Raw genomic sequence first — 18,703 nt, 5'->3', positions numbered from 1 at the left:
AAGCGACCTCTTGCGTATCCAGGCCTGCACCGCGCAGGATGCCGGAGCGTGGTGAGAAATTGAAGAACATCGGCAGCGTCGCGGCGCCGATCGCACCGGCGTCGGCGCCGAACGTGCCGCGCACGAGTTCCGGCGCGCTGCGGGCTTCCGGCGTGATGTCGGCGAGCGCCACGCCCAGGCGTTGCATGAGCGTGTCGAGCAGGCCGGCGTCAACGTCCGAATCAAGGACGACGACCGGCAAATCGAGTACGGATAGCGCCCCGCGCAGCGCGAACGCGAGCGCATCGACGCAATCGTCGATCCATTCGTCGACGGCCGGCACGTTGCGTGCGATGCAGTCGTTGAGATCCGCGCGGTTCTCGACCTGCTCGCCGCAATGGCGCAGATGACGAATCAGCGCGCTCAACGACGCACGCGTCAGGAGGATGTCCCACGCGCCGTGCGGCGCGGGCGCCGAGGGCAGGCGGCTCGGGTGTACGGGCATCACGGCGAAATCGCCGGCGTTGCCGGTGCGGCCGTGCAGGCAGTCGCCGTCGATCGCGATGCCGCCGCCGATCACCGGTCCGAGGAACAGATAGACGAAATTGTCGCGTTGCCGGCCGCAGCCGTAAAAGAGCTCGGCGATGGCGGCCGCGTTGCCGTCGTTTTCGCTGAACACCGGCAGCGGAATGACATTGGCGAGTTCCCGGGCCAGGTCGATCTCGGCCCACGCGCGGAAGGCTTCGGCCTGCAGGCCGAGTTCGCGCAGCCAGCTCCCCAGGTTGAACGGATGGGCCACGCCGACGCCCGCCAGCCGGTCGCGATCCTGCGCGGGCAGCAGCCGTTGCATCTCTTCGATGTCGCTGCGAACCAGTTCGAGCACGGTCGCGGGCGGAGGGAGCAGGGTGTCGTGGGAGCGGCAGCCGATGATCTCGCCCGCGAAGTTGACCAGCGCCGTTTCGATGCGCATGCGGTCGATGCGGACGCCGATGCCGAATGCCCCATTCGGATCGAGACGAATCAGCGACGCCGGCTGGCCGCGCTGGCCTTCGGTGCGGCCGGCGAATTCGATCAGCTTCGCGTCGGCGAGCGACGCGATGATGCCGCCGACAGCCGCACTCGTCATGTTCGCGTGGCGGGCAAGGTCGGCCTTCGACGCGCTGCCGGTACGGCGCAGCGTCTTCAGCAGCAGGCGCTCGTTGTAACGGCGCACGTTGACCGAGTTGCTGCCCTGGCCGATGTGCGGGCTTCGCATGGCGTCTCCCTCCATGTGGCGCCGCTTTCGGCGCATTAAATAAATCAAGTTGATTTATTTAAGCATGCGCTCGGCGTCCAGTCAGTTAGGTAAACCCCGGAAAGACATGCTTGCGGAAGATGGCGGGTGCCAGGTCTTGATCGGTCAGGTGTTTACCGGCACAAATTCTGCTTTATGGGGCCGGATTTGAATGCCTTGCGGGCATTGGCTCGCGGTGCAGGCGCGATGCAAAGCCCCAGTGCTGGTCAGTGCGATCTCCGGTCTGTCGGCGTCGAGCGATTCGTCGACGCCGATCGGGTTCTGGCGCCTGTGATCGGGCCGGCACCCAGGTGAAGGGGCCGCGCGGCGTGGGCGACAGGCGTGCCGAAGCCGCGATTTCATCCTGTGCCCGCAACGATCGCCGACCCACACGCCGTTCCTTACATGGCCGGATCCCACTGCGGCGCGAACGCCGGACTGACGAGCCGCTGATTCTTCGGCAGGCCGGCGATCAGCGCACGATCAGCGTCGTCCAGGTTTACGTCGAGCGATGCCAGATTGGCGAGCTGATTGCGTTGCCCGGCCGCCTTCGGCACGGCGGCCACGTTCGGCTGGTCGAGCAGCCATTTCAGCGCCACCTGGCTCGGCAGCACGCGATGCTTGTCGGCGATCCGCTGCAGTTCCGGGATCTCCGACACGCGGTTGCGCGCGAGCGGGCTGTACGCGATCAGCGCCATGTCATGTTGGCGCGCGAATTGCAGCAGCCGCGCCTGACCGAGCAGCACGTGATACTCGACCTGTATCGCGGCCAGCGGCGCCTGCATCTGTTCGACGACGTCGCGCAACAGCGCAAGCGGAAAGTTCGCGACGCCGATCGCGCGGGCGCGTCCCTGCTCCTTGAACGAAACGAGCGTGTCGATCGTCTCGGCAAGATTCCAGTCGGGCGCCGGCCAGTGGATCAGGAACAGGTCCACGTAGTCGCAGCGCAGCGCGCGCAAGGTGTTGTCGAGCGATTTCCGCATGCGTTCGGGGTTCAACTGGTCCCACCATACCTTGCTGGTCACGTGAATCTGCTCGCGCGGGACGTTCGAAGCGGCGATGGCGCTGCCGACCGCCGCTTCGTTCTCGTACGCGGCTGCGGTATCGATATGGCGATAACCCGACTCCAGTGCGAGCGCGACCGCGCGCGTGCATTCGTCGCCGAGCATGGGCCATGTGCCGAGCCCCAGTTTCGGCATGTTCAATCGATGGCGGTTGACGATGCGTTGCATGAACGACTCCTTCTCGATGGGGTGAGCCGGCGCGGCCTGCGCGTGCCGTGCCGGCGTGTTCGTCAGCGTTGCGCGCTGTCGCAGGTCGAGCGGTGTACTTCGTCCGCGGGTGATGTGCCCGTCGATGCCGCTTCGCGTCGCGCGACGAACTTCGCGATGCGCCAGCCGAATACGATGGCCGGGCCGAGCGTCGTGCCCGGGCCGGGGTACGTGCCGCGGAAGATCGACGCGAGATCGTTGCCGCACGCGAACAGGCCGGGGATCACGCGCCCGTCGACATCGATCACCTCGCCGTTCGCCGTGCCGCTCAACCCCGCGCTGCACGCGAGATCGGCCGGCCATACGGTCAGCGCATAGTAGGGGCCGGCGCCGATGGGGCGGATGCACGGATTCGGCTGTTGCGCCGGATCGCCGTTGAAGCGGCTCATCGAGCTGCTGCCGCGCTGGAAGGCCGGATCCCTCCCTTCGGCGGCGTCGCGATTGTAGGCCGCGACGGTGCGTGCCAGGCCGTTCGCATCCAACTGCAACTTAGCCGCCAGCTCGGCCAGCGTCGCACCTTTCACCAGATAGCCGGCGCGTTCGAATTCGGCGATGCGGGCCGCGCTGCGCGCCGGCATCAGCAGGCCGAGGCCATAGGTGCGAATGAACGCAGCATCGACGATCAGATGGGCCGGCACGCTCGGCCCGTTGCCGCTGTCGCGCAGCATGCCCATCACGAAGTCGTGGTATGAGTTCGATTCGTTGACGAAGCGCTCGCCGCGGCTGTTGACCGCGATGAGGCCGGGCTTCGCGCGATCGAGAATGATGTGCGGCCAGACGCTGTCGCCGTCGCCGCCCGGGGGGGCGCCCGGTGCGCGGCGGATCGAACACGGCATCCACAGCCCCGGGCTGTCGCCGCCGTTTTCGACCCGCGCATTGACGCGCTGTGCGCGGTCGACGCCGTCGCCGGTATGCGTATTCGGCGACAGCGACAGCGGCTGGGCCGCGGCAGGGAAGAACTGCCGGCGCAGCGACGGATGGCGCGCGATGCCGCCGGTCGCGAGCACCACGCCGCGCCGCGCGCCGATTCGCTTGCGACCGCCATCCGGTGTCGTGACGATGGCGCCGGTGACGCGGCCGTTCTCGCGCACGAGTTCGAGCAGCGGCGTGTCGAAGCGAATCTCGACCTGGCGTTTGAGCAGGCTGTAATAAAGCCGGGCGGCGAGCGCGTTGCCCATCACCAGCTGCGTGCCGCGCGGAAAACGCAGGCGATCCATCGCATAGCGCCCGACGACCGCGATCGTGCGCTTGAAGTTCGCGACCGACGCGAACGGCGCGAGCAGCGCATTGAGGTCGGCACGCGCGACCATCATGCCGCCGAGGCCCATGAATTCCTTGCGCGGCGGGCGCACGCGCGCGAACGCGCGGCCGAGCACGCGCGCATCGAACGGCGCGGGCACGAGCGCCCGGCCGCCGTAGGCCGCGCCCGGGCCGTTGACGTAATCGGGATGTGCGGTGGCGGCGACGAACTTCACGTCGCTGATGCGCGCGAGTTCGTCGATCGCGTCGGGGCCGCTTTGCAGAAATGCTTCGCGCGCGTCGGCGCCGCCGCGCGCGCCGACCACCGACTGCAGGAAGCGGCGCGCATCGTCGACGCTGTCGGGCACGCCCGCGGCGACGCTCAAGCGTGTGCCCGGCACCCAGGTCGTGCCGCCCGACGTGGACGTGATGCCGCCCACCGCGGCGGTTTTTTCGCATATCAGGACGGCGAGCCCCTCGTGATGCGCGACGAGCGCGGCGGTCATGCCCGCCGCACCCGCGCCGAACACCAGCAGGTCCACTTCTTCGTCCCAACCCTGTTGCACTGCAGCCATGTCCATGTCTCCTTCGTTTCGTTCCACCGCACGTCCGGATTCGGCGCGCGGCGGAAGAGGCCTCGATCGTTGTGGAATGTTATTCCAATAAACAATAAAGTGGAATAGTGTTCCGAAATATACCCCGAGAGACGAAGCGCGACTTCGTTCAGAACCAGTGCACGCTGCTCACACCGGCCGCGAACTGGCTGCGCGTCGACGCCGGCGCGGCGGCGAGCCGGGCGGCGCTGCCCGCCAGGCGCCTGGGCGAGGTACGACCGGGATTCATCGGTTGTCGTCGGATGGTCGTGGTGAGGGAGGCAGGAACGGCGGCGCGGCACGCCGCGTCACCGTCGTGCGGCGGAAACGATGCGGCAGGCCGCGCCGCGCATGACGATCGCGACCTGCGCACACGCACTCAGGCGGCGGTATCGGTATCGACCAGGAGTGCGACCATTCGATCGCAGACCCGCGCGAACATCTGCGTGCCCGTGACGGTTCGGCAACCGCGGGCACGCGCTGCCTCGATGAACGGCGTGAGCGGCGGCTTCGTGACGACGTCGCCGACGAACGCGGTGGCCGGCACGCGCGAGACGTCGACGGGCAGCGGATCGTCCGGCCGCATGCCCATCGGCGACGCATTGACGATCACGTCGAACGATTCGGCTGCGACCTCCGCGCCGGCGCCGCGCACCGTGCCGCGTTGCAGCGTGGCCAGCCGCTCGACCAGCGACGCGGTGCGGGCGGCATCGTTGTCGCGCACGTCGAGCGACGTGACACCCGCCATCACCAGCGCGTGGCCGATTGCCGAGCCTGCGCCGCCCGCGCCGACCAGCAGCGCGCGCTTGCCGCGCAGGTCGCAGCCTTCGTCGCCGAGCGCGGCGACGAAACCCGTGCCGTCGAACATGCCGCCGTGCCAGCCGCCTTCGGCGGTGCGTCGTAGCGTATTCGCCGCGCCGAGGAATGCCGCTTCATCGGACAGGCGCGAGCAGAACCCGGCGGCGCTGAATTTGTGCGGCACGGTGATGATCACGCCGTCGACGTTGCGCATCGGTGTGATGCCCGCGAAGAACGCCGCAAGATCGTCCGGTGCGACATGAGCGGGAACGACCAGCGCGTCGAGTCCGGCCTCGCGCAGCGCGGCCGTCACGCCTTTCGGCGAACGGACCTGCGCGATCGGATCGCCGACGATGAAATGAATGCGGGTCGCACCGCTCAGGCCTTCGTCGAGCGAAACCGGGACGGTCGGGGTCAAGGGGGCTGTCATGCTGTTTTCATCTCCTGGGTTGAACCGGCCTCGTCGTGTACGATGCCGAGCAATTTCGCCTGGGTGGCGGTGTCCTGCTCGAGCGCGACCGCGCTGCTTTCGTGCGCGACGCGACCGTTGACGAGCACGTACGCGCGATCCGCGATCGGCAGCACCATGTCGGCCTGGTGCTCGACGATCACGACGCTCGCGCGCTCGCGCAGCTTGACCACCGCGTCGAGCACTTCCTGTACGACGGCGGGCGCGAGCCCCTCGAACGGTTCGTCGAGCAGGATCGCCTTCGCCGGCGCCATCAGCGCGCGCGCGATCGCCACCATCTGTCGTTCGCCGCCGGACAGATGTTCGGCGCGCGCATCCTTGCGCGTCGCGAGTCGCGGGAACAGCGCGAACATCTCGTCGACGCTCGCGCCGCCCTTGCGTGCGGCGAGCCGCAGGTTCTCGGCGACCGTGAGGTTCGGGAACAGGCGGCGGCCCTCGGGCACCATCGCGAGGCCGAGTCGATTGATCTCGTGCGCGGGGCGCCCGGTGATGTCGTGGCCGTCGAACACGATGCGCCCGGCCGTCACGTCGGCGACGCCGGTCGCGGCGCGCAACGTCGTCGTCTTGCCGACGCCGTTGCGTCCGAGGATCGCGATCACTTCGCCTTCGTGGAGCGTGAGGTCGATGCCGTCGAGGATCGTATTGCCGGTATAACCGGCCTTCACGCCTTCGAGGCGCAGCAGCGGGCGGCGTGCCGGTGCGGCATCTTCGTGCCGTGCGCCGCGTCGGGCGGCCAGCCTCGCATCGACCGGCCGCTCGCCCTTCGCGTGGCCCAGGTAGGCTTCGACCACCTCGGGATGGCGCGCGACTTCGGCCGGCGAGCCATCGGCGATCAGCCGGCCGCGATGGAGCACGCTGACGCGATCGGAAATCGTCAGCACGCGATCGATGTCGTGCTCGATCAGCAGCACCGCGTGATGGTTCGCCAGCTCGCGGATGATCGCCGCCACGCGCACGCGATCGGCTTCGGCAAGCCCCGCGAGCGGCTCGTCGAGCAGCAGCAGGCGTGCGCGAGTCGCGAGCGACAGCGCGATTTCGAGCAGGCGCTGCTCGCCGTGCGACAGGCTTCCGCAACCATGCGCCGCGCGCTCGGCCAGCCCGACCGCCGCGAGCAGCGACCAGGTCATCTCGTTCTGTTCGCCGAGCGTGTGCGCGTCGCGCCACAGGCCGAGGCGATCGTGCTGCGCGGCCTGCACCGCGACGCGGACGTTCTCGAACACGGTGAGATTGCGAAATACGCTGAGGATCTGGAACGAGCGGCTCATGCCGAGCCGCACGCGGCGGAACATGGCGAGCTTCGTCACGTCCTTGCCGTCGAACGTGATCGTGCCGGCCGTCGGCGACAGCACGCCCGTCAGCATGTTGAAGAACGTGGTCTTGCCCGCGCCGTTCGGGCCGATGAAGCTGTGCAGCCGGCACGGATGGACGTCGAGGTCGATCCGTTCGGCGGTCACGAGCGAGCCGAAACGCTTCGTCAATCCGCGCACGCTCAGCACGGGCGTGGCGGGATCGGTCTCGACGCCGCCCGCGCGATACGGCGCGATCGTGGCGGGGCGCGCGGGAATCGTGTCGCGCACGAGGGTCCAGCGCGGACGTCGCAACAGCCGCTGCGCGATGCCGTGGATGCCCTCGGGCGAAAAGAACGCGAACGCGATGACGATCGGCGCGAAGATCAGCCACCAGTGCTCGGTCAGGCTGCTGAGCTTGTCTTCGAACAGGATGAACGCGATCGCGCCCCACAGCGGCCCGAGAAACTGGTGGACACCGCCGAGCACGGTCATCAGCAGGCTGTCGCCCGCGTGCTCCCAGCTCAGGTTGTTCGCGTACGCGCCCTGCAGCATCAGGCACAGCAGGCCGCCCGCATAGCCGATCACGGCAGCCGAGATCACGAACGCGCGCAGCTTGAGCCGATACGTGTCGTAGCCGAGGCTCGCCGCGCGCTGCTCGTTGTCGCGCAGTGCCTGCAGCGCCCGTCCGAACGGCGCGTGCACGAGGCGCCATAGCAGACAGGCGATGGCGATCACCGTCACGCATGCGAATACGTGGAAGCCGACGGTCGTCGGGAAGGTTGGGCGCGGCACGTTCTGCAGGCCGTTTTCGCCGCCGGTCACATCGGTCCACTTGAACGCGATCTCGAACGCGATCTGCGAACAGGCGAGGGTGAGCAGCGAGAAGTAGAGCCCGCGCCGGCGCAACACAACCGCGCCGATCAGCGCGGCCAGCACGGTCGTCACGATCACGGTGGCCGCCAGCGCGAGCAGCTCGTTGCCCAGCACGCGCAGCAGCGACACGGCGACCAGGTACGTGGCCGTGCCGAAGAACACCGATGCGCCGAACGGGACGAGCCCCGTATACGCGACCAGCAGGTTCACGCCCATCCCGTAGAGCGTGTAGATCGCGATCTGGGTTGCGCGCTCGAGCGGCGTGCCGGTCGCGGTGAGGGCAAGCGACACGAGGACGAGCGCGGTGGTCAGCACTGCAACCGGATGGCGGGTCAGATAATCGAATTTCATTCGAAGCGCTCCCAGCGTTCACCAAACAGCCCGCGAGGGCGCACGAGAAGGACGAGTGCCATCAGCGCGTACATCGCGACCGACGAGCCCGCCGGAAAGAACTGGACGGCCAGCGCGGTTGCGATGCCGACCAGCAGGCCGGCGACCACCGCGCCGGCGAACGAGCCGAGCCCGCCGATCGTGACGATCACGAACGCGGGCATCACGGCGGTCGTCGCCATCCCCGGCGTGACCGTGACGAGCGGCGCCGCGAGCACGCCGGCGGCACCCGCGAGCAGCGCGCCGAGCGCGAACGCGCCGGTCAGCACGCGCGGCAGGTTGATGCCGAGCAGGCCGACCATTTCAGGATCGCGGCTGCCGGCGCGCAGGATCCGCCCGTATGGCGTGTAGTTCATGAACCACCACAGCACGACGAGGATCGCGATCGTCGCGGCGAGCACGAACAGTCGATACTTCGTGATCAGCAGCGGCCCGTATACGAGAAACCCGTTGAGCATCCCGGGCGGACTGAACGGCAGCCCGCCCGCGCCCCACACGAGGCGAACCAGTGCGGTGAGCAGCAGCGACAGCGCGAACGTGACGATCAGGCCGAGGAGCGGCTCCTTGCCATACAGGCGCCGGATGAACACCACTTCGATCAGCACGCCCACCGCCGCGACGAGCACCGGTGCGAGCACGACGGCGCCCCATCCGAACTGCGTCGACAGTGCGATCGCGAAATACGCGCCGAGCGCGAAGAGCGCGCCATGCGCGAAATTCACGATGCCCAGCAGGCCGCAGATGATCGACAGTCCGATCGCGAGCAATACATAGAGGAATCCCAGCACCAGTCCGTTGGCGACCTGGGACAACAACATTTCAGCCATGCCCTTACTCCAGAGTGCGGCTCGCCGCCGCCGCGCCGCGGCCCGTCGTGACGGGCGAGCGGCGGGCCGCGACGCGCGCGGGATACGCTTGGGGCGGCGGCGCGCGGGCTCAGCGCGCGGCCATCTTGCAGCCGATCTCCTCGCGTGTGCCGAAGAGACGGTCGAGGTCGCCGGGGTTCTGCGGCACGACGGAGATCGGGTCGAGCCAGTCCCATTTGTCGCCGATCCGGTCCTTCACCTTGAACACGCTCCAGCGCCGCAACAACTGGTGGTCCCACGGGCGGAAGTAGGCGGCGCCGCTGCCGTCGGCGAGCTGAATGGTCTCCAGGCTCTGCACGATGTCCGCGCCGGACGTGCTCTTCGCGTGGTTGATCGCCTGCAGCAGTGCGCGCGCCGTGAACCAGCCGATCCAGGCCTTGTCGGCCGGCGGCTTGCCGTACTTCGCCGTGTACTTCCTGATGAACGCAACTTCTTCCGGCGCATGGCCCGGCGAGCTGAAATGCCACGGCTTGCCGTAGTAGCCGGTGGCGGCGTCGGCGTTGATCGACCAGAGATCCGAGTCGCCGATGATCGGGCACGCCACCGGGATGCGGCCTTTCATGCCCATTTCCGCGTATTGCTTCAGGAACGTCGACAGGTCGCCGCCCGGCAGCCCGAGCAGCACGACATCGGGTTTCGACTGGCGGATCTTCAGGATGAACGAGCTGAAGTCGGTGGTGTTGAGCGGCGTGACGTCGGCGCCGGTGATGACGCCGCCGGCCTGCTTCAGCAAGTCGGACATCGCGCGCTGAATGTCCTGCCCGTACGCATAGTTCGCGACGAGGAAGTGCCATTTCTTGCCGATCGCGAGCATCGACGGTGCGAGTGCGCGGCATGCGACGGGCGTCGGGCTCAGCACGCGGAACGTGTACGGGTTGCAACTGCTGCCGGTCAGCTCGCGCGCGGCGGCGTTCGGCGCGATGTAAGGCGTCCTGGTGCGCCATGCGACCGACGACATCGCGAGCGACGTGCCGCTGTTCGTGCCGCCGATCACCGCGATCGCGTGGTCCTGCTCGACGAGCTTCTGCATGTTCTGCTGCGCCGACTGCGGGTTCGGTTCGTCGTACCAGACGAGATCGACGCGCCGGCCGCGCGCCTGGTTACCCGCCTCCTCGAGCGCGAGCTTGACGCCGTTCGCGATCACTTCGCCCTGTTCGGTCCACACACCCTGCTTGGCCATCAGCAGGCCCAGCTTCAGCGGTTGCTCGCCCTGCGCGCGCACGATCGCCGGCGCGGCGAGCGCCGCGGCCCCGCCCGCGAGCGCCTTGCCCGCGGTGACGAGCCACGCGCGGCGCGACGCCGCCGGGTGGTCGGGCACGTCTGCCGGGGCGCCGGAAAGGGTGTCGTTCTGCTCGTGCTGATCAGTCATGTGTCTGGCCTCCTGTTTCCTGGTCAAGGTTCGATTCCGTGCGGTCCGTGGGCGGGCCGCGCGACACGTGTCGAATTTTCGTGAATTCTGGTTGGAAGTGGAATAGCATTCAACAATCAAAGATGGTTTCAATAAATCGGGGTATTCACCCGGTCGGTCCGGAAGACGAACGCCGCGACTCGACTGGACGCGACGCGTACACCCCGCACAACGGAGATGAAGCGATGGCAAGAAGACGGCTGGCAGTGATCGGTGCAGGCGCAATCGGGCGGATGCACGTGGAGCGCGCGCGCACGCATGCGCAGGTGGAAGTCGTGGCGATCGCCGATCCGTCGCCGGCGGCCGAGCAGTTCGCGCGTGCCGAGGGGCTGCGCTGGTTCGCCGACTACGCGACGATGCTCGACGCGATGCGCCCGGACGGCGCGATCGTCGCGACGCCGAATGCGACGCATGTCGAGGTCGGCCTTGCCTGCATCGCGCGCGGCGTGCCGGCGCTGATCGAGAAGCCGGTGTCGGACAGCGTCGCGGCGGCGGCGGGCCTCGGTCGCGCCGCACGCGAAGCCGGTGTGCCGCTGCTGATCGGCCATCATCGCCGCCACAATCCGGTCTTGCGGCGCGCGCGCGAGATCGTGCAGTCGGGGCGGCTCGGCAAACCCGTCGCGGCCAATGCGCTCGCGACGTTCTACAAGCCCGACGCGTATTTCGACATCGAATGGCGTCGTCGCGCGGGCGGCGGCCCGGTGTTGATCAACCTGATTCACGACATCGACATCATGCGGTTCCTGCTCGGCGAGATCGTCGAGGTGCAGGCCCAGGCGTCCAATCGCGTGCGCGGCTTCGACGTGGAAGACACGGCCGCCGTGCTGCTGCGCTTCGACAGCGGCGCGCTCGGCACGCTGGCCGTGTCCGACTGCGCGACCTCGCCGTGGAACTGGGATCTCGCGGCGGGCGAGGCCGCGCACTATCCGCGCCAGCAGGTGAACACGCATTTCCTGATCGGCACCGATGCGTCGCTCACGCTGCCGCAGCTCGATCTGTGGGAATACCGCAGCGGGAAGGGCTGGCACGATCCGTTGACGGTCGAGCGCTGCGCGCCGCATGGCGCCGATCCGTATCACGAACAGTTGCGCCACTTCGCGGCGGTGATCGCGGGCGACGAGACGCCGCTGTGTCGGGCCGACGACGCCGCGCGCACGCTCGCGGCGACGCTCGCCGTGCATCGCGCGGCTGCGACGCGCACGGGCGTTGCACCCGCGGACGTCGTCGCGTAGCCGCGGGGAGCGGGCGCCGGCCTAGCGCTGGCGCCGGTAGAACGCCACCGTCTGCCGCAGTCCGTCGTCGAGCGCGGTCCGCGGCAGGCCGGGCAGCAGGCGGTCGAGCGCGGGGTCGTCGGGGAACGTCGTCGCGATCGGCAGCGGCGGGCCGCCGGCATCGATGTGCGCACTCGGCACGAGGGCCGCGATCCGTTCGATCAGTGTGTTCACCGGGGTGATCTCGCCCGCCAGCGTGAAGGCGTGTGCGCCTTCGATGTCGGCCAGCAGCGCGGCCTCGTAAGCGGCGGCGACGTCGTCGGCGAACACGAGGCCCGTCGCGCCGGTAAACGGAATCGTGTAGCGCTCGCCGCGCGCGGCCGCCCGACAGGCCAGGCTCGGCCCCGCGCTCGATCCGGTCTCGCGTCCGGCCCCGTAGACCACGAGCGGACGGAAGCCCACGCTCGCGATCCCGTGGTCGTGCCAGTACGCGCGTGCCGATCCTTCGCACGCCAGCTTGAACGCGCCGTAGTGGGTTTGCGGCAACGGCACGGCGCCGTCGTCGCGGCCGAACACGCCGGCGCTGCTCGCATAGAGCACGCGTCGCAGCCCGGCCGAGCGTGCGGCCTCGAATACGTTCAGCGTGCCGATCAGGTTGACCCGCGCGCCGCGCACGGGATCGGCCGCGCAGTCGGGCGTGAGGATGCCTGCGAGATGGATCGCCGCGTCGCAGCCGTCGAAGGCGTGCGCCGTGGCGGCTGCGTCGGCGATGTCGCCGGTGCGCCAGCGTACGGCCGCAGCCCGTTCGGGCGCGAGCGCCTCGACGAGGCGCGGGTTCGTGCGCACGTCGAAGCTCACGCATTCCATGCCGCGCGCCAGCAGCCTCCTGATGATCCATGCGCCGAGAAAACCGCTGCCGCCCGTTACCAGTACTCGCATTGCGTTGTCTCCCTGTCGTCACAAAGTCTTTGCGAAATCCGATTGAGTGGAATAGTATTCCACTTCGCAATGATATTCCATAGACGTCGCGATCGTGTCGCATCCGGCGTTGGAGACACTGAACGGGCGGGACTGAACATGAAGCGTGAACCGATACTCGATTGCGACGTGCTGGTACTGGGCTCCGGTGCGGGCGGCCTCGCGGCGGCCGTCACGGCGGCGGGGCGGGGCCTGGGCGTGATCGTCGCCGAGAAGGATGCCGTGTTCGGCGGCACCACCGCGTGGTCGGGCGGATGGATGTGGATTCCGCGCAATCCGCTCGCGACGCGTGCCGGCATTCGCGAGGACATCGATGCGCCGCGCACGTACCTGAAGAACGAGCTGGGCGCGCAGTTCGATGCGGCGAAGGCCGATGCGCTGCTCGAACGCGGCCCGGAGATGATCGAATTCTTCGAGCGGAACACGGCGCTGCGCTTCGTCGACGGCAACCGCATTCCCGATTTCCACACCACGCCGGGCGCCGGCACGGGCGGGCGCTCGGTCTGCGCGATGCCGTACGACGGCCGCGAACTGGGCCCGCTGATCGACAAGCTGCGCACACCGCTGTCGGTGACGACGCTCAAGGGGATGGCACTCGCGTCCGGCCAGGATCTCGCGCATTTCTATCGCGCGACGCGCTCGCTGAGCTCCGCGCTGCATGTCGGCCGCCGGCTGGCCGCGTTCGCGTGGCACAAGCTGCGTTACGGGCGCTCGATGCATCTCGTCAACGGCAATGCGCTCGTCGCGCGCCTGTTGAAGTCGGCCGCCGATCGCGGGGTCGACCTGCGCACCCATGCGAAGGCGATCGGCCTGCTGCGCGACGACGTGCGCGTGACCGGCGCCCGCGTGGCGATCGACGGCATCGTGCACGAGGTGCGCGCGGCGCGCGGCGTCGTGCTGGCTTGCGGAGGCTTCCCTCACGATCAGGCGCGGCGTGCGCAGACGTTCGCGTATACGCCGTCGGGCCGCGAACACTGGTCGGCGGCGCCGCTCTGCAATACCGGCGACGGGATCCGGCTCGGCGAATCGATCGGCGCGCATTTCGACCGGTCGCTCGATGCGCCGGCCGCGTGGGCGCCCGTTTCGCTGGTGCCGCAACCGGGCGGCGACGCCGTTGCGTTTCCGCATCTGATCGAACGCGCGAAGCCGGGCGTGATCGCGGTGACACGCGCGGGCAAGCGCTTCGTGAACGAGGCATCGTCGTATCACGACTTCATTGCCGCGCTGCTCGACACGACGCCGGCCGGCGAGGAAGTGTGCGCGTGGCTCGTCTGCGACCATCGCTTTCAGCGGCGCTACGGGCTCGGTTTCTCGAAGCCGTTTCCGTTCCCGACCTGCCCGTACCGGCGCTCGGGCTATCTGAAGCGCGGCGCGACGCTCGACGCGCTCGCGCGCGAATGCGGAATCGACGCCGCTTCGCTGGTGGACACGGTATCGGCCTACAACCAGTACGCGAAGCAGGGTTGCGATCCGGCGTTTCACAAGGGCTCGACGCCGTACAACCGCGTGCAGGGCGATGCCGACCGGCAGCCGAACCCGTGTCTCGCGCCGATCGACGCGGGGCCGTTCTATGCGGTGAAGCTGTTGCCGGGCAGCCTCGGCACGTTCGCGGGCCTGGCCACCGACCGCGACGCGCGCGTGCTCGACCACGCCGGCCGTGCGATCGCCGGCCTCTACGCGGTCGGCAACGATTCCGCCAGCATGATGGGCGGCTGCTATCCCAGCGGCGGCATCACACTCGGCCCGGCGATGACGTTCGGTTATCTCGCCGGCCTTTCTCTCGCCGACGCCGCGCCCGAATCCGCGCGTGCCGGCATCGATTCATCCACGAGGACAACACAATGAGACTGTATGACGTAGTGACGCTCACGGTGAAGATCGGCGCGAACGCGCAGGTCTTCGAAGGGATTCAGGCCAGCGGCGATCCGCACGGCGGCAGGCTGCTCGGCGCGTGGTACTCGGACATCGGCACGCTCGGCCAGGTGCTGGTGCTGCGCGGTTATGAATCGGAGGCCGCGCTCGTCGCCGAGCGCAAACGGATGCTGCTCGAAGGCAACCCGTTCGGCTGCGGCGAATCGATCATCGACGTGAAGACAGCCAGCTATGCGCTGTTCCCGTTCCTGCCGCCGATCGAACCGGCCGTGCACGGCGGCATCTACGAGATGCGCGTGTACGGCACGAAGCTCGGCAGCCTGCAGCACACGATCGACGTGTGGGAGCAGGCGGTGCCGGAGCGCACCCGCCGCTCGCCGCTGGTCGGCGCGATGTATGCGCTCGACGGCGACACGCCGCGGTTCCTGAACATCTGGCCGTATGCGAGCGTGGACGAGCGTTCGCGCATTCGCGCCGAAGCGGTCAGGGACGGCATCTGGCCGCCGAAGGGCGGCCCGGCCCACCTCACGACCATGGAATCGACGATCTGCGTGCCCGCGCCGTTTTCGCCGTTGCGCTGAACGTGCTGCGTATTGCGCCATGACGCTCAAGGAGACGATATGACCCAGCCTCAATTCCGCGCGCTGTCGCTGTCGGCGCTGACCGTGCTCGAACTGAGCCCGCCGCAGATGGTGCGATGCGCCGTCGACGCCGGCTACGACTACGTCGGCCTGCGACTGCTGCCGGCCACCGACACCGAGGTTCGCCACGAGATCGTCGGCGATACGCCGCTCAAGCGCGAAACGCTGGCGGTCCTGCGCGATACGGGCATGCGTGTGCTCGACGTCGAGATCGCGCGCCTGAAGCCCGATACCGACGTCACGCACTACCTGCCGATGCTCGAAACGGCGGCGGAGCTCGGCGCGCGCTACGTCCTCGTGGCCGGCAACGATCCCGACGAGGCGCGCACCGTCGACCGGCTCGGCCGGCTGTGCGACCTGGCCGCGCCGCTCGGCCTGTCGCCGTCGCTGGAGCCGATGCCGTGGACCGACGTGAAGGACATCGGCGCCGGCGCGCGCATCGTCGACGCGTGCGGCCGGCGCAACACCGGATTGATCGTCGATCCGATCCACTTCGATCGTACCGGCTCGTCGCTCGACGCGTTGCGCGCGTTGCCGCACGCGTACTTCGGCTACGTCCAGTTCTGCGATGCGCCGGCCGAACGACCGACCGACGTCGACACGCTGCTGTTCCAGGCGCGCTGCGCGCGGATGGTGCCGGGCGAGGGCGGTCTCGACCTCGCGGGCATCCTGCGCGCGCTGCCCGCTCACCTGCCGGTGAGCGTCGAGGTGCCGAACGAAGCGTGGGCGAAGACGACGCCTGCCGTCGAGCGCGCGCGCCGCCTGCGTGAAGCCACCGTTGCCGTGATCGATGCGGCGGCCGTGCCGGCCTGATCGCGCGGCGGCCGCCTTCTCGACGCAACGGGCCCGATCGGCGCCCGGCATCGCGCCGGCGCGCGGATCGGGCATTCGATACGACAACAAGAACAGCATCTCCGGAGACATCAGCATGACTTCCTCGCAGACGGCCCGACGGCCGAAGCATTTCATTCAGGAAAGCGAATCGAACGACGCGCGCTCGCTCGACGTTCAGCAATTTCTCGATACGCGGCCGGTGGGCCGGTTCCAGTGGCTCGTGCTGGTGTTGTGCATGCTGATCGTGATGCTCGACGGGCTCGACACGGTGATGATCGGCTTCATCGCGCCGTCGATTTCCAGCGCGTGGTCGATTCCGCGTGACGCGCTGGGCCCGGTGATGAGCGGTGGCCTGCTCGGTCTCGCGTTCGGCGCGCTCACGGCCGGCCCGATGTCCGACCGCTTCGGCCGCAAGACGGTGATGGTCAGCGCGGTGATGTTCTTCGGCCTGTGGAGCATTGCATCGGCGTTTGCGACCGGCGTGGTGTCGCTGACGGTGCTGCGCTTTCTGACCGGCATCGGCCTGGGCGCGTCGATGCCGAACGCGGCCACGCTGATGGCCGAATATGCGCCGCCGCGGCGGCGCGCGCTGATGGTGACGGCCGTGTTCTGCGGCTTCACGTTCGGCGCGGCGGGCGGCGGCTTCGTGAGCGCGTGGATGATCGAAGCGTGGGGCTGGCATTCGGTCCTGCTGCTCGGCGGCGTGCTGCCGATCGCGTACGTGCCCATCCTAGTCAAATGGCTGCCGGAATCGGCGCGGTATCTCGCGCTGTCGGAGCGGCGCCGCGCACGGCTCATCGGCGTGCTGAATCGCATACAGCCGGCGGTCGCCGACGCACGGACGCGGTTCGTGTCCGCCGAACCGGTGCGCGACGTGCGCAGCCCCGTTCGCGCGATTCTGTCGCGCGAACATGCGTTCGGCACGGTGATGCTGTGGATCTGCTACTTCGCGGGATTGCTGACCGTCTATCTGCTCGGCAACTGGCTGCCGACGCTGATTCGCGGCCTGGGTTTTTCGCTGGCCGAGGCGGCGATCGTCGGCGCGCTGTTCCAGGCGGGCGGAACGGTCGGCTCGTTGCTGATCGGCTGGCAGATGGACCGGTTCAATCCGCACGCCGCGCTCGGCGCGACCGTGCTCGCCGGCGGCGCGCTGGCCTGGTACATGGGTGTGTCGGCCCATCCGTTCGGCGTCATCTGCGTGCTCGCGTTCGGCATCGGGTACTGCATGAACGGTTCGAATACGGGCTTCTGCGCGCTGGCGGCCGGCTCCTATCCGACCGAAATGCGGGCCACCGGGACGAGCTGGATGCTCGGGGTCGGCCGTTTCGGCGGCATCGCGGGCGCGATGCTGGGCGCGGCCATGCTCCATGCGAACTGGAGTTTCGGCCAGGTCTTCGCGGCGCTTGCGGTGCCGGCGGCCGTGGGCGGTGCGGCGGTGCTGCTCAAGGGCGCGCGCCATCGCGGAAGGTTCGTGGCCGTGAGCGGGGCTGCCGGCCACTGACGGCGAGCGCGGCGCCACGGTGGGCGGCGGCGTCGCGCCAAATTCTCTTGAATTCCAGTATGGAATTGTGTTCTTATTTGACATTCACCATACGGACGAGAAGGCGCCATGGCAGGAAATCTCGAGCGTGCGCTCGCAGTGCTGGAATTGCTGGCGAAGAACGGCGGCCGCATGCCGCTGGCCACCATTGCCGATACGCTGAACATTCCCCGCAGCGGCACGCATCGCCTGCTGTCGATGCTGATCGACGAGGGGTTCGTCCGTCAGGACGAGGAGCACGGCGAGTACATGCTGGCGCTGAAGCTGGTGTCGCTCGCATTGATCTATCTGTCGACGAGCGGGGTATTCGACATTTCCCAGCCGGTGCTCGATCGCCTGGCCGAGTCGTCGGGCGAACTGGCACGGCTGGGCGTGGTCGAGGATGATCACATCACGTTCGTCGGCAAGGCGCAGGGTGCGAAGTCCGGGCTGCGTTACGACCCGGACATGGGCAGCCAGCCGCCGCTGCATTGCACCGCGAGCGGCCAGGCGTGGCTCGCGACGCTGCCCGACGAGCGCGCGATCGAACTGGTGTCGAGGCAGGGCGGGCTCAGCGCGAAGGTGCAGAATGTACCGCGCGCACCGAAGACGATCCAGCAGTTCCTGAAGGATCTGAACGGCGCGCGCGCGCGTGGCTACGGGATGGCGATCGAGACGTACGAGGTCGGCATGACGTCGATCGCGGCAGCCGTGCGCAATCCGGTCACGAACGAAGTGGTCGGTATCGTGAGCCTCGCCGGGCCGACGAGCCGCCTGCCGGAGTCGCGCCTGAAGGAACTCGCGCCGCTATTGCTCGCGGCTGCGTCGGACATGAGCGCGGCCACGCTGGGTTCGCCGTGGTTCAAGCGGACGGGCACGGCGGTTGCCCCGGCGGAAGTGGCGCCGGTCGCGGCAGCAAAGGCTACGACGCGCGGGCGTGCTTCAAAGCGCTAGCGTGTCGGGCCGGGAGGTTGGCGCGACGCGTGTCGTTTGGGCGGGAGGACTCGCGTATTCGACGGGGCGGTATGTGGGTTGAATTCAGGCGGTTGATCTTTACGCCGTTGCCTCGTTCGATGATGTTGTCGTTTTTATTGGGTCATCGCGGATTTCCGGGGGGGCGCGGTGCGAAATGTCGGCGTTCGGCCATGAACGGTCATCTGGACGCAACGAAATTTGGACGTTCAGGTGACCGTTGTGTCT

The 18,703-nt window shown here is 68.4% G+C and carries 14 protein-coding genes; 6 read left to right on the top strand and 8 right to left on the bottom strand.

What is annotated here, in order from left to right:
• The 7 genes from U4Z64_RS36525 to U4Z64_RS36495 form a co-directional block, all read right to left on the bottom strand.
• A partial coding sequence (locus U4Z64_RS36525) for an ROK family protein (protein WP_321822579.1) occupies window positions 1-1,234 on the bottom strand: 1,234 nt, incomplete at its 3' end.
• 419 nt (window positions 1,235-1,653) lie between these two features.
• Window positions 1,654-2,484 carry an aldo/keto reductase gene (locus U4Z64_RS36520; RefSeq protein WP_321822578.1) on the bottom strand — a complete coding sequence of 277 codons (831 nt, stop codon included), beginning with the start codon at window positions 2,482-2,484 and terminating at the stop codon, window positions 1,654-1,656.
• A gap of 62 nt (window positions 2,485-2,546) precedes the next feature.
• Complete coding sequence (locus tag U4Z64_RS36515) at window positions 2,547-4,337, bottom strand: FAD-binding protein (RefSeq protein ID WP_321822577.1); 1,791 nt, start codon at window positions 4,335-4,337, stop codon at window positions 2,547-2,549.
• Window positions 4,338-4,734: 397 nt separating this feature from the next.
• Window positions 4,735-5,583 carry a ThiF family adenylyltransferase gene (locus U4Z64_RS36510; RefSeq protein ID WP_321822576.1) on the bottom strand — a complete coding sequence of 283 codons (849 nt, stop codon included), beginning with the start codon at window positions 5,581-5,583 and terminating at the stop codon, window positions 4,735-4,737.
• Entirely contained in the window at window positions 5,580-8,135 is a 2,556-nt protein-coding gene (locus U4Z64_RS36505) for a branched-chain amino acid ABC transporter ATP-binding protein/permease (protein ID WP_321822575.1), read from the bottom strand. Before U4Z64_RS36505 ends, U4Z64_RS36510 begins: the two co-directional genes overlap by 4 nt.
• Window positions 8,132-9,001, bottom strand: a complete 870-nt coding sequence (locus U4Z64_RS36500; protein WP_321822574.1) for a branched-chain amino acid ABC transporter permease — start codon at window positions 8,999-9,001, stop codon at window positions 8,132-8,134. The genes U4Z64_RS36505 and U4Z64_RS36500 overlap by 4 nt, the downstream gene beginning before the upstream one ends.
• A 109-nt stretch (window positions 9,002-9,110) precedes the next feature.
• The gene (locus U4Z64_RS36495; protein ID WP_124530266.1) at window positions 9,111-10,409 is read right to left on the bottom strand and encodes an ABC transporter substrate-binding protein; all 1,299 of its coding nucleotides are present in this window, start codon (window positions 10,407-10,409) and stop codon (window positions 9,111-9,113) included.
• 224 nt (window positions 10,410-10,633) lie between these two features.
• On the opposite strand from U4Z64_RS36495, the gene U4Z64_RS36490 reads away from it, so the two are divergent.
• Window positions 10,634-11,680, top strand: a complete 1,047-nt coding sequence (locus U4Z64_RS36490; RefSeq protein WP_321822573.1) for a Gfo/Idh/MocA family oxidoreductase — start codon at window positions 10,634-10,636, stop codon at window positions 11,678-11,680.
• A 21-nt stretch (window positions 11,681-11,701) separates the two neighbouring features.
• Here U4Z64_RS36490 and U4Z64_RS36485 read toward each other — a convergent pair whose 3' ends face one another.
• Window positions 11,702-12,598, bottom strand: a complete 897-nt coding sequence (locus U4Z64_RS36485; RefSeq protein WP_321822572.1) for an NAD(P)-dependent oxidoreductase — start codon at window positions 12,596-12,598, stop codon at window positions 11,702-11,704.
• Window positions 12,599-12,736: 138 nt separating this feature from the next.
• Here U4Z64_RS36485 and U4Z64_RS36480 point away from each other — a divergent pair, with 138 nt between their 5' ends.
• The 5 genes from U4Z64_RS36480 (at window position 12,737) to U4Z64_RS36460 (ending at window position 18,457) form a co-directional block, all read left to right on the top strand.
• On the top strand, window positions 12,737-14,482 hold the full coding sequence (locus U4Z64_RS36480) for an FAD-dependent oxidoreductase (protein ID WP_321822571.1): 1,746 nt from the start codon (window positions 12,737-12,739) through the stop codon (window positions 14,480-14,482).
• Window positions 14,479-15,090, top strand: coding sequence for an NIPSNAP family protein (locus U4Z64_RS36475; protein WP_321822570.1), 612 nt, complete (start codon window positions 14,479-14,481; stop codon window positions 15,088-15,090). Before U4Z64_RS36480 ends, U4Z64_RS36475 begins: the two co-directional genes overlap by 4 nt.
• A gap of 39 nt (window positions 15,091-15,129) precedes the next feature.
• Complete coding sequence (locus U4Z64_RS36470; RefSeq protein ID WP_321822569.1) at window positions 15,130-15,963, top strand: sugar phosphate isomerase/epimerase; 834 nt, start codon at window positions 15,130-15,132, stop codon at window positions 15,961-15,963.
• Window positions 15,964-16,117: 154 nt separating this feature from the next.
• A complete protein-coding gene (locus U4Z64_RS36465; protein WP_415750627.1) occupies window positions 16,118-17,485 on the top strand; it encodes an MFS transporter in 1,368 nt (455 codons plus the stop codon).
• A gap of 108 nt (window positions 17,486-17,593) precedes the next feature.
• Window positions 17,594-18,457, top strand: a complete 864-nt coding sequence (locus U4Z64_RS36460) for an IclR family transcriptional regulator (protein ID WP_321822567.1) — start codon at window positions 17,594-17,596, stop codon at window positions 18,455-18,457.
• The last annotated feature ends 246 nt before the right edge of the window (window positions 18,458-18,703 follow it).

Origin of the sequence: Burkholderia sp. BCC1996 (assembly GCF_905339955.1) — a bacterium.
Taxonomy (GTDB): domain Bacteria; phylum Pseudomonadota; class Gammaproteobacteria; order Burkholderiales; family Burkholderiaceae; genus Burkholderia.
This window is presented reverse-complemented; position numbering and strand designations above follow the sequence as displayed.

Coding starts and splice junctions, on each gene's coding strand:
- U4Z64_RS36475 (WP_321822570.1), top strand. CDS start 14,479: ATGAGACTGTATGACGTAGTGACGCTCACGGTGAAGATCGGCGCGAAC.
- U4Z64_RS36470 (WP_321822569.1), top strand. CDS start 15,130: ATGACCCAGCCTCAATTCCGCGCGCTGTCGCTGTCGGCGCTGACCGTG.
- U4Z64_RS36500 (WP_321822574.1), bottom strand. CDS start 9,001: ATGGCTGAAATGTTGTTGTCCCAGGTCGCCAACGGACTGGTGCTGGGA.
- U4Z64_RS36480 (WP_321822571.1), top strand. CDS start 12,737: ATGAAGCGTGAACCGATACTCGATTGCGACGTGCTGGTACTGGGCTCC.
- U4Z64_RS36510 (WP_321822576.1), bottom strand. CDS start 5,583: ATGACAGCCCCCTTGACCCCGACCGTCCCGGTTTCGCTCGACGAAGGC.
- U4Z64_RS36485 (WP_321822572.1), bottom strand. CDS start 12,598: ATGCGAGTACTGGTAACGGGCGGCAGCGGTTTTCTCGGCGCATGGATC.
- U4Z64_RS36490 (WP_321822573.1), top strand. CDS start 10,634: ATGGCAAGAAGACGGCTGGCAGTGATCGGTGCAGGCGCAATCGGGCGG.
- U4Z64_RS36505 (WP_321822575.1), bottom strand. CDS start 8,135: ATGAAATTCGATTATCTGACCCGCCATCCGGTTGCAGTGCTGACCACC.
- U4Z64_RS36460 (WP_321822567.1), top strand. CDS start 17,594: ATGGCAGGAAATCTCGAGCGTGCGCTCGCAGTGCTGGAATTGCTGGCG.
- U4Z64_RS36520 (WP_321822578.1), bottom strand. CDS start 2,484: ATGCAACGCATCGTCAACCGCCATCGATTGAACATGCCGAAACTGGGG.
- U4Z64_RS36515 (WP_321822577.1), bottom strand. CDS start 4,337: ATGGCTGCAGTGCAACAGGGTTGGGACGAAGAAGTGGACCTGCTGGTG.
- U4Z64_RS36495 (WP_124530266.1), bottom strand. CDS start 10,409: ATGACTGATCAGCACGAGCAGAACGACACCCTTTCCGGCGCCCCGGCA.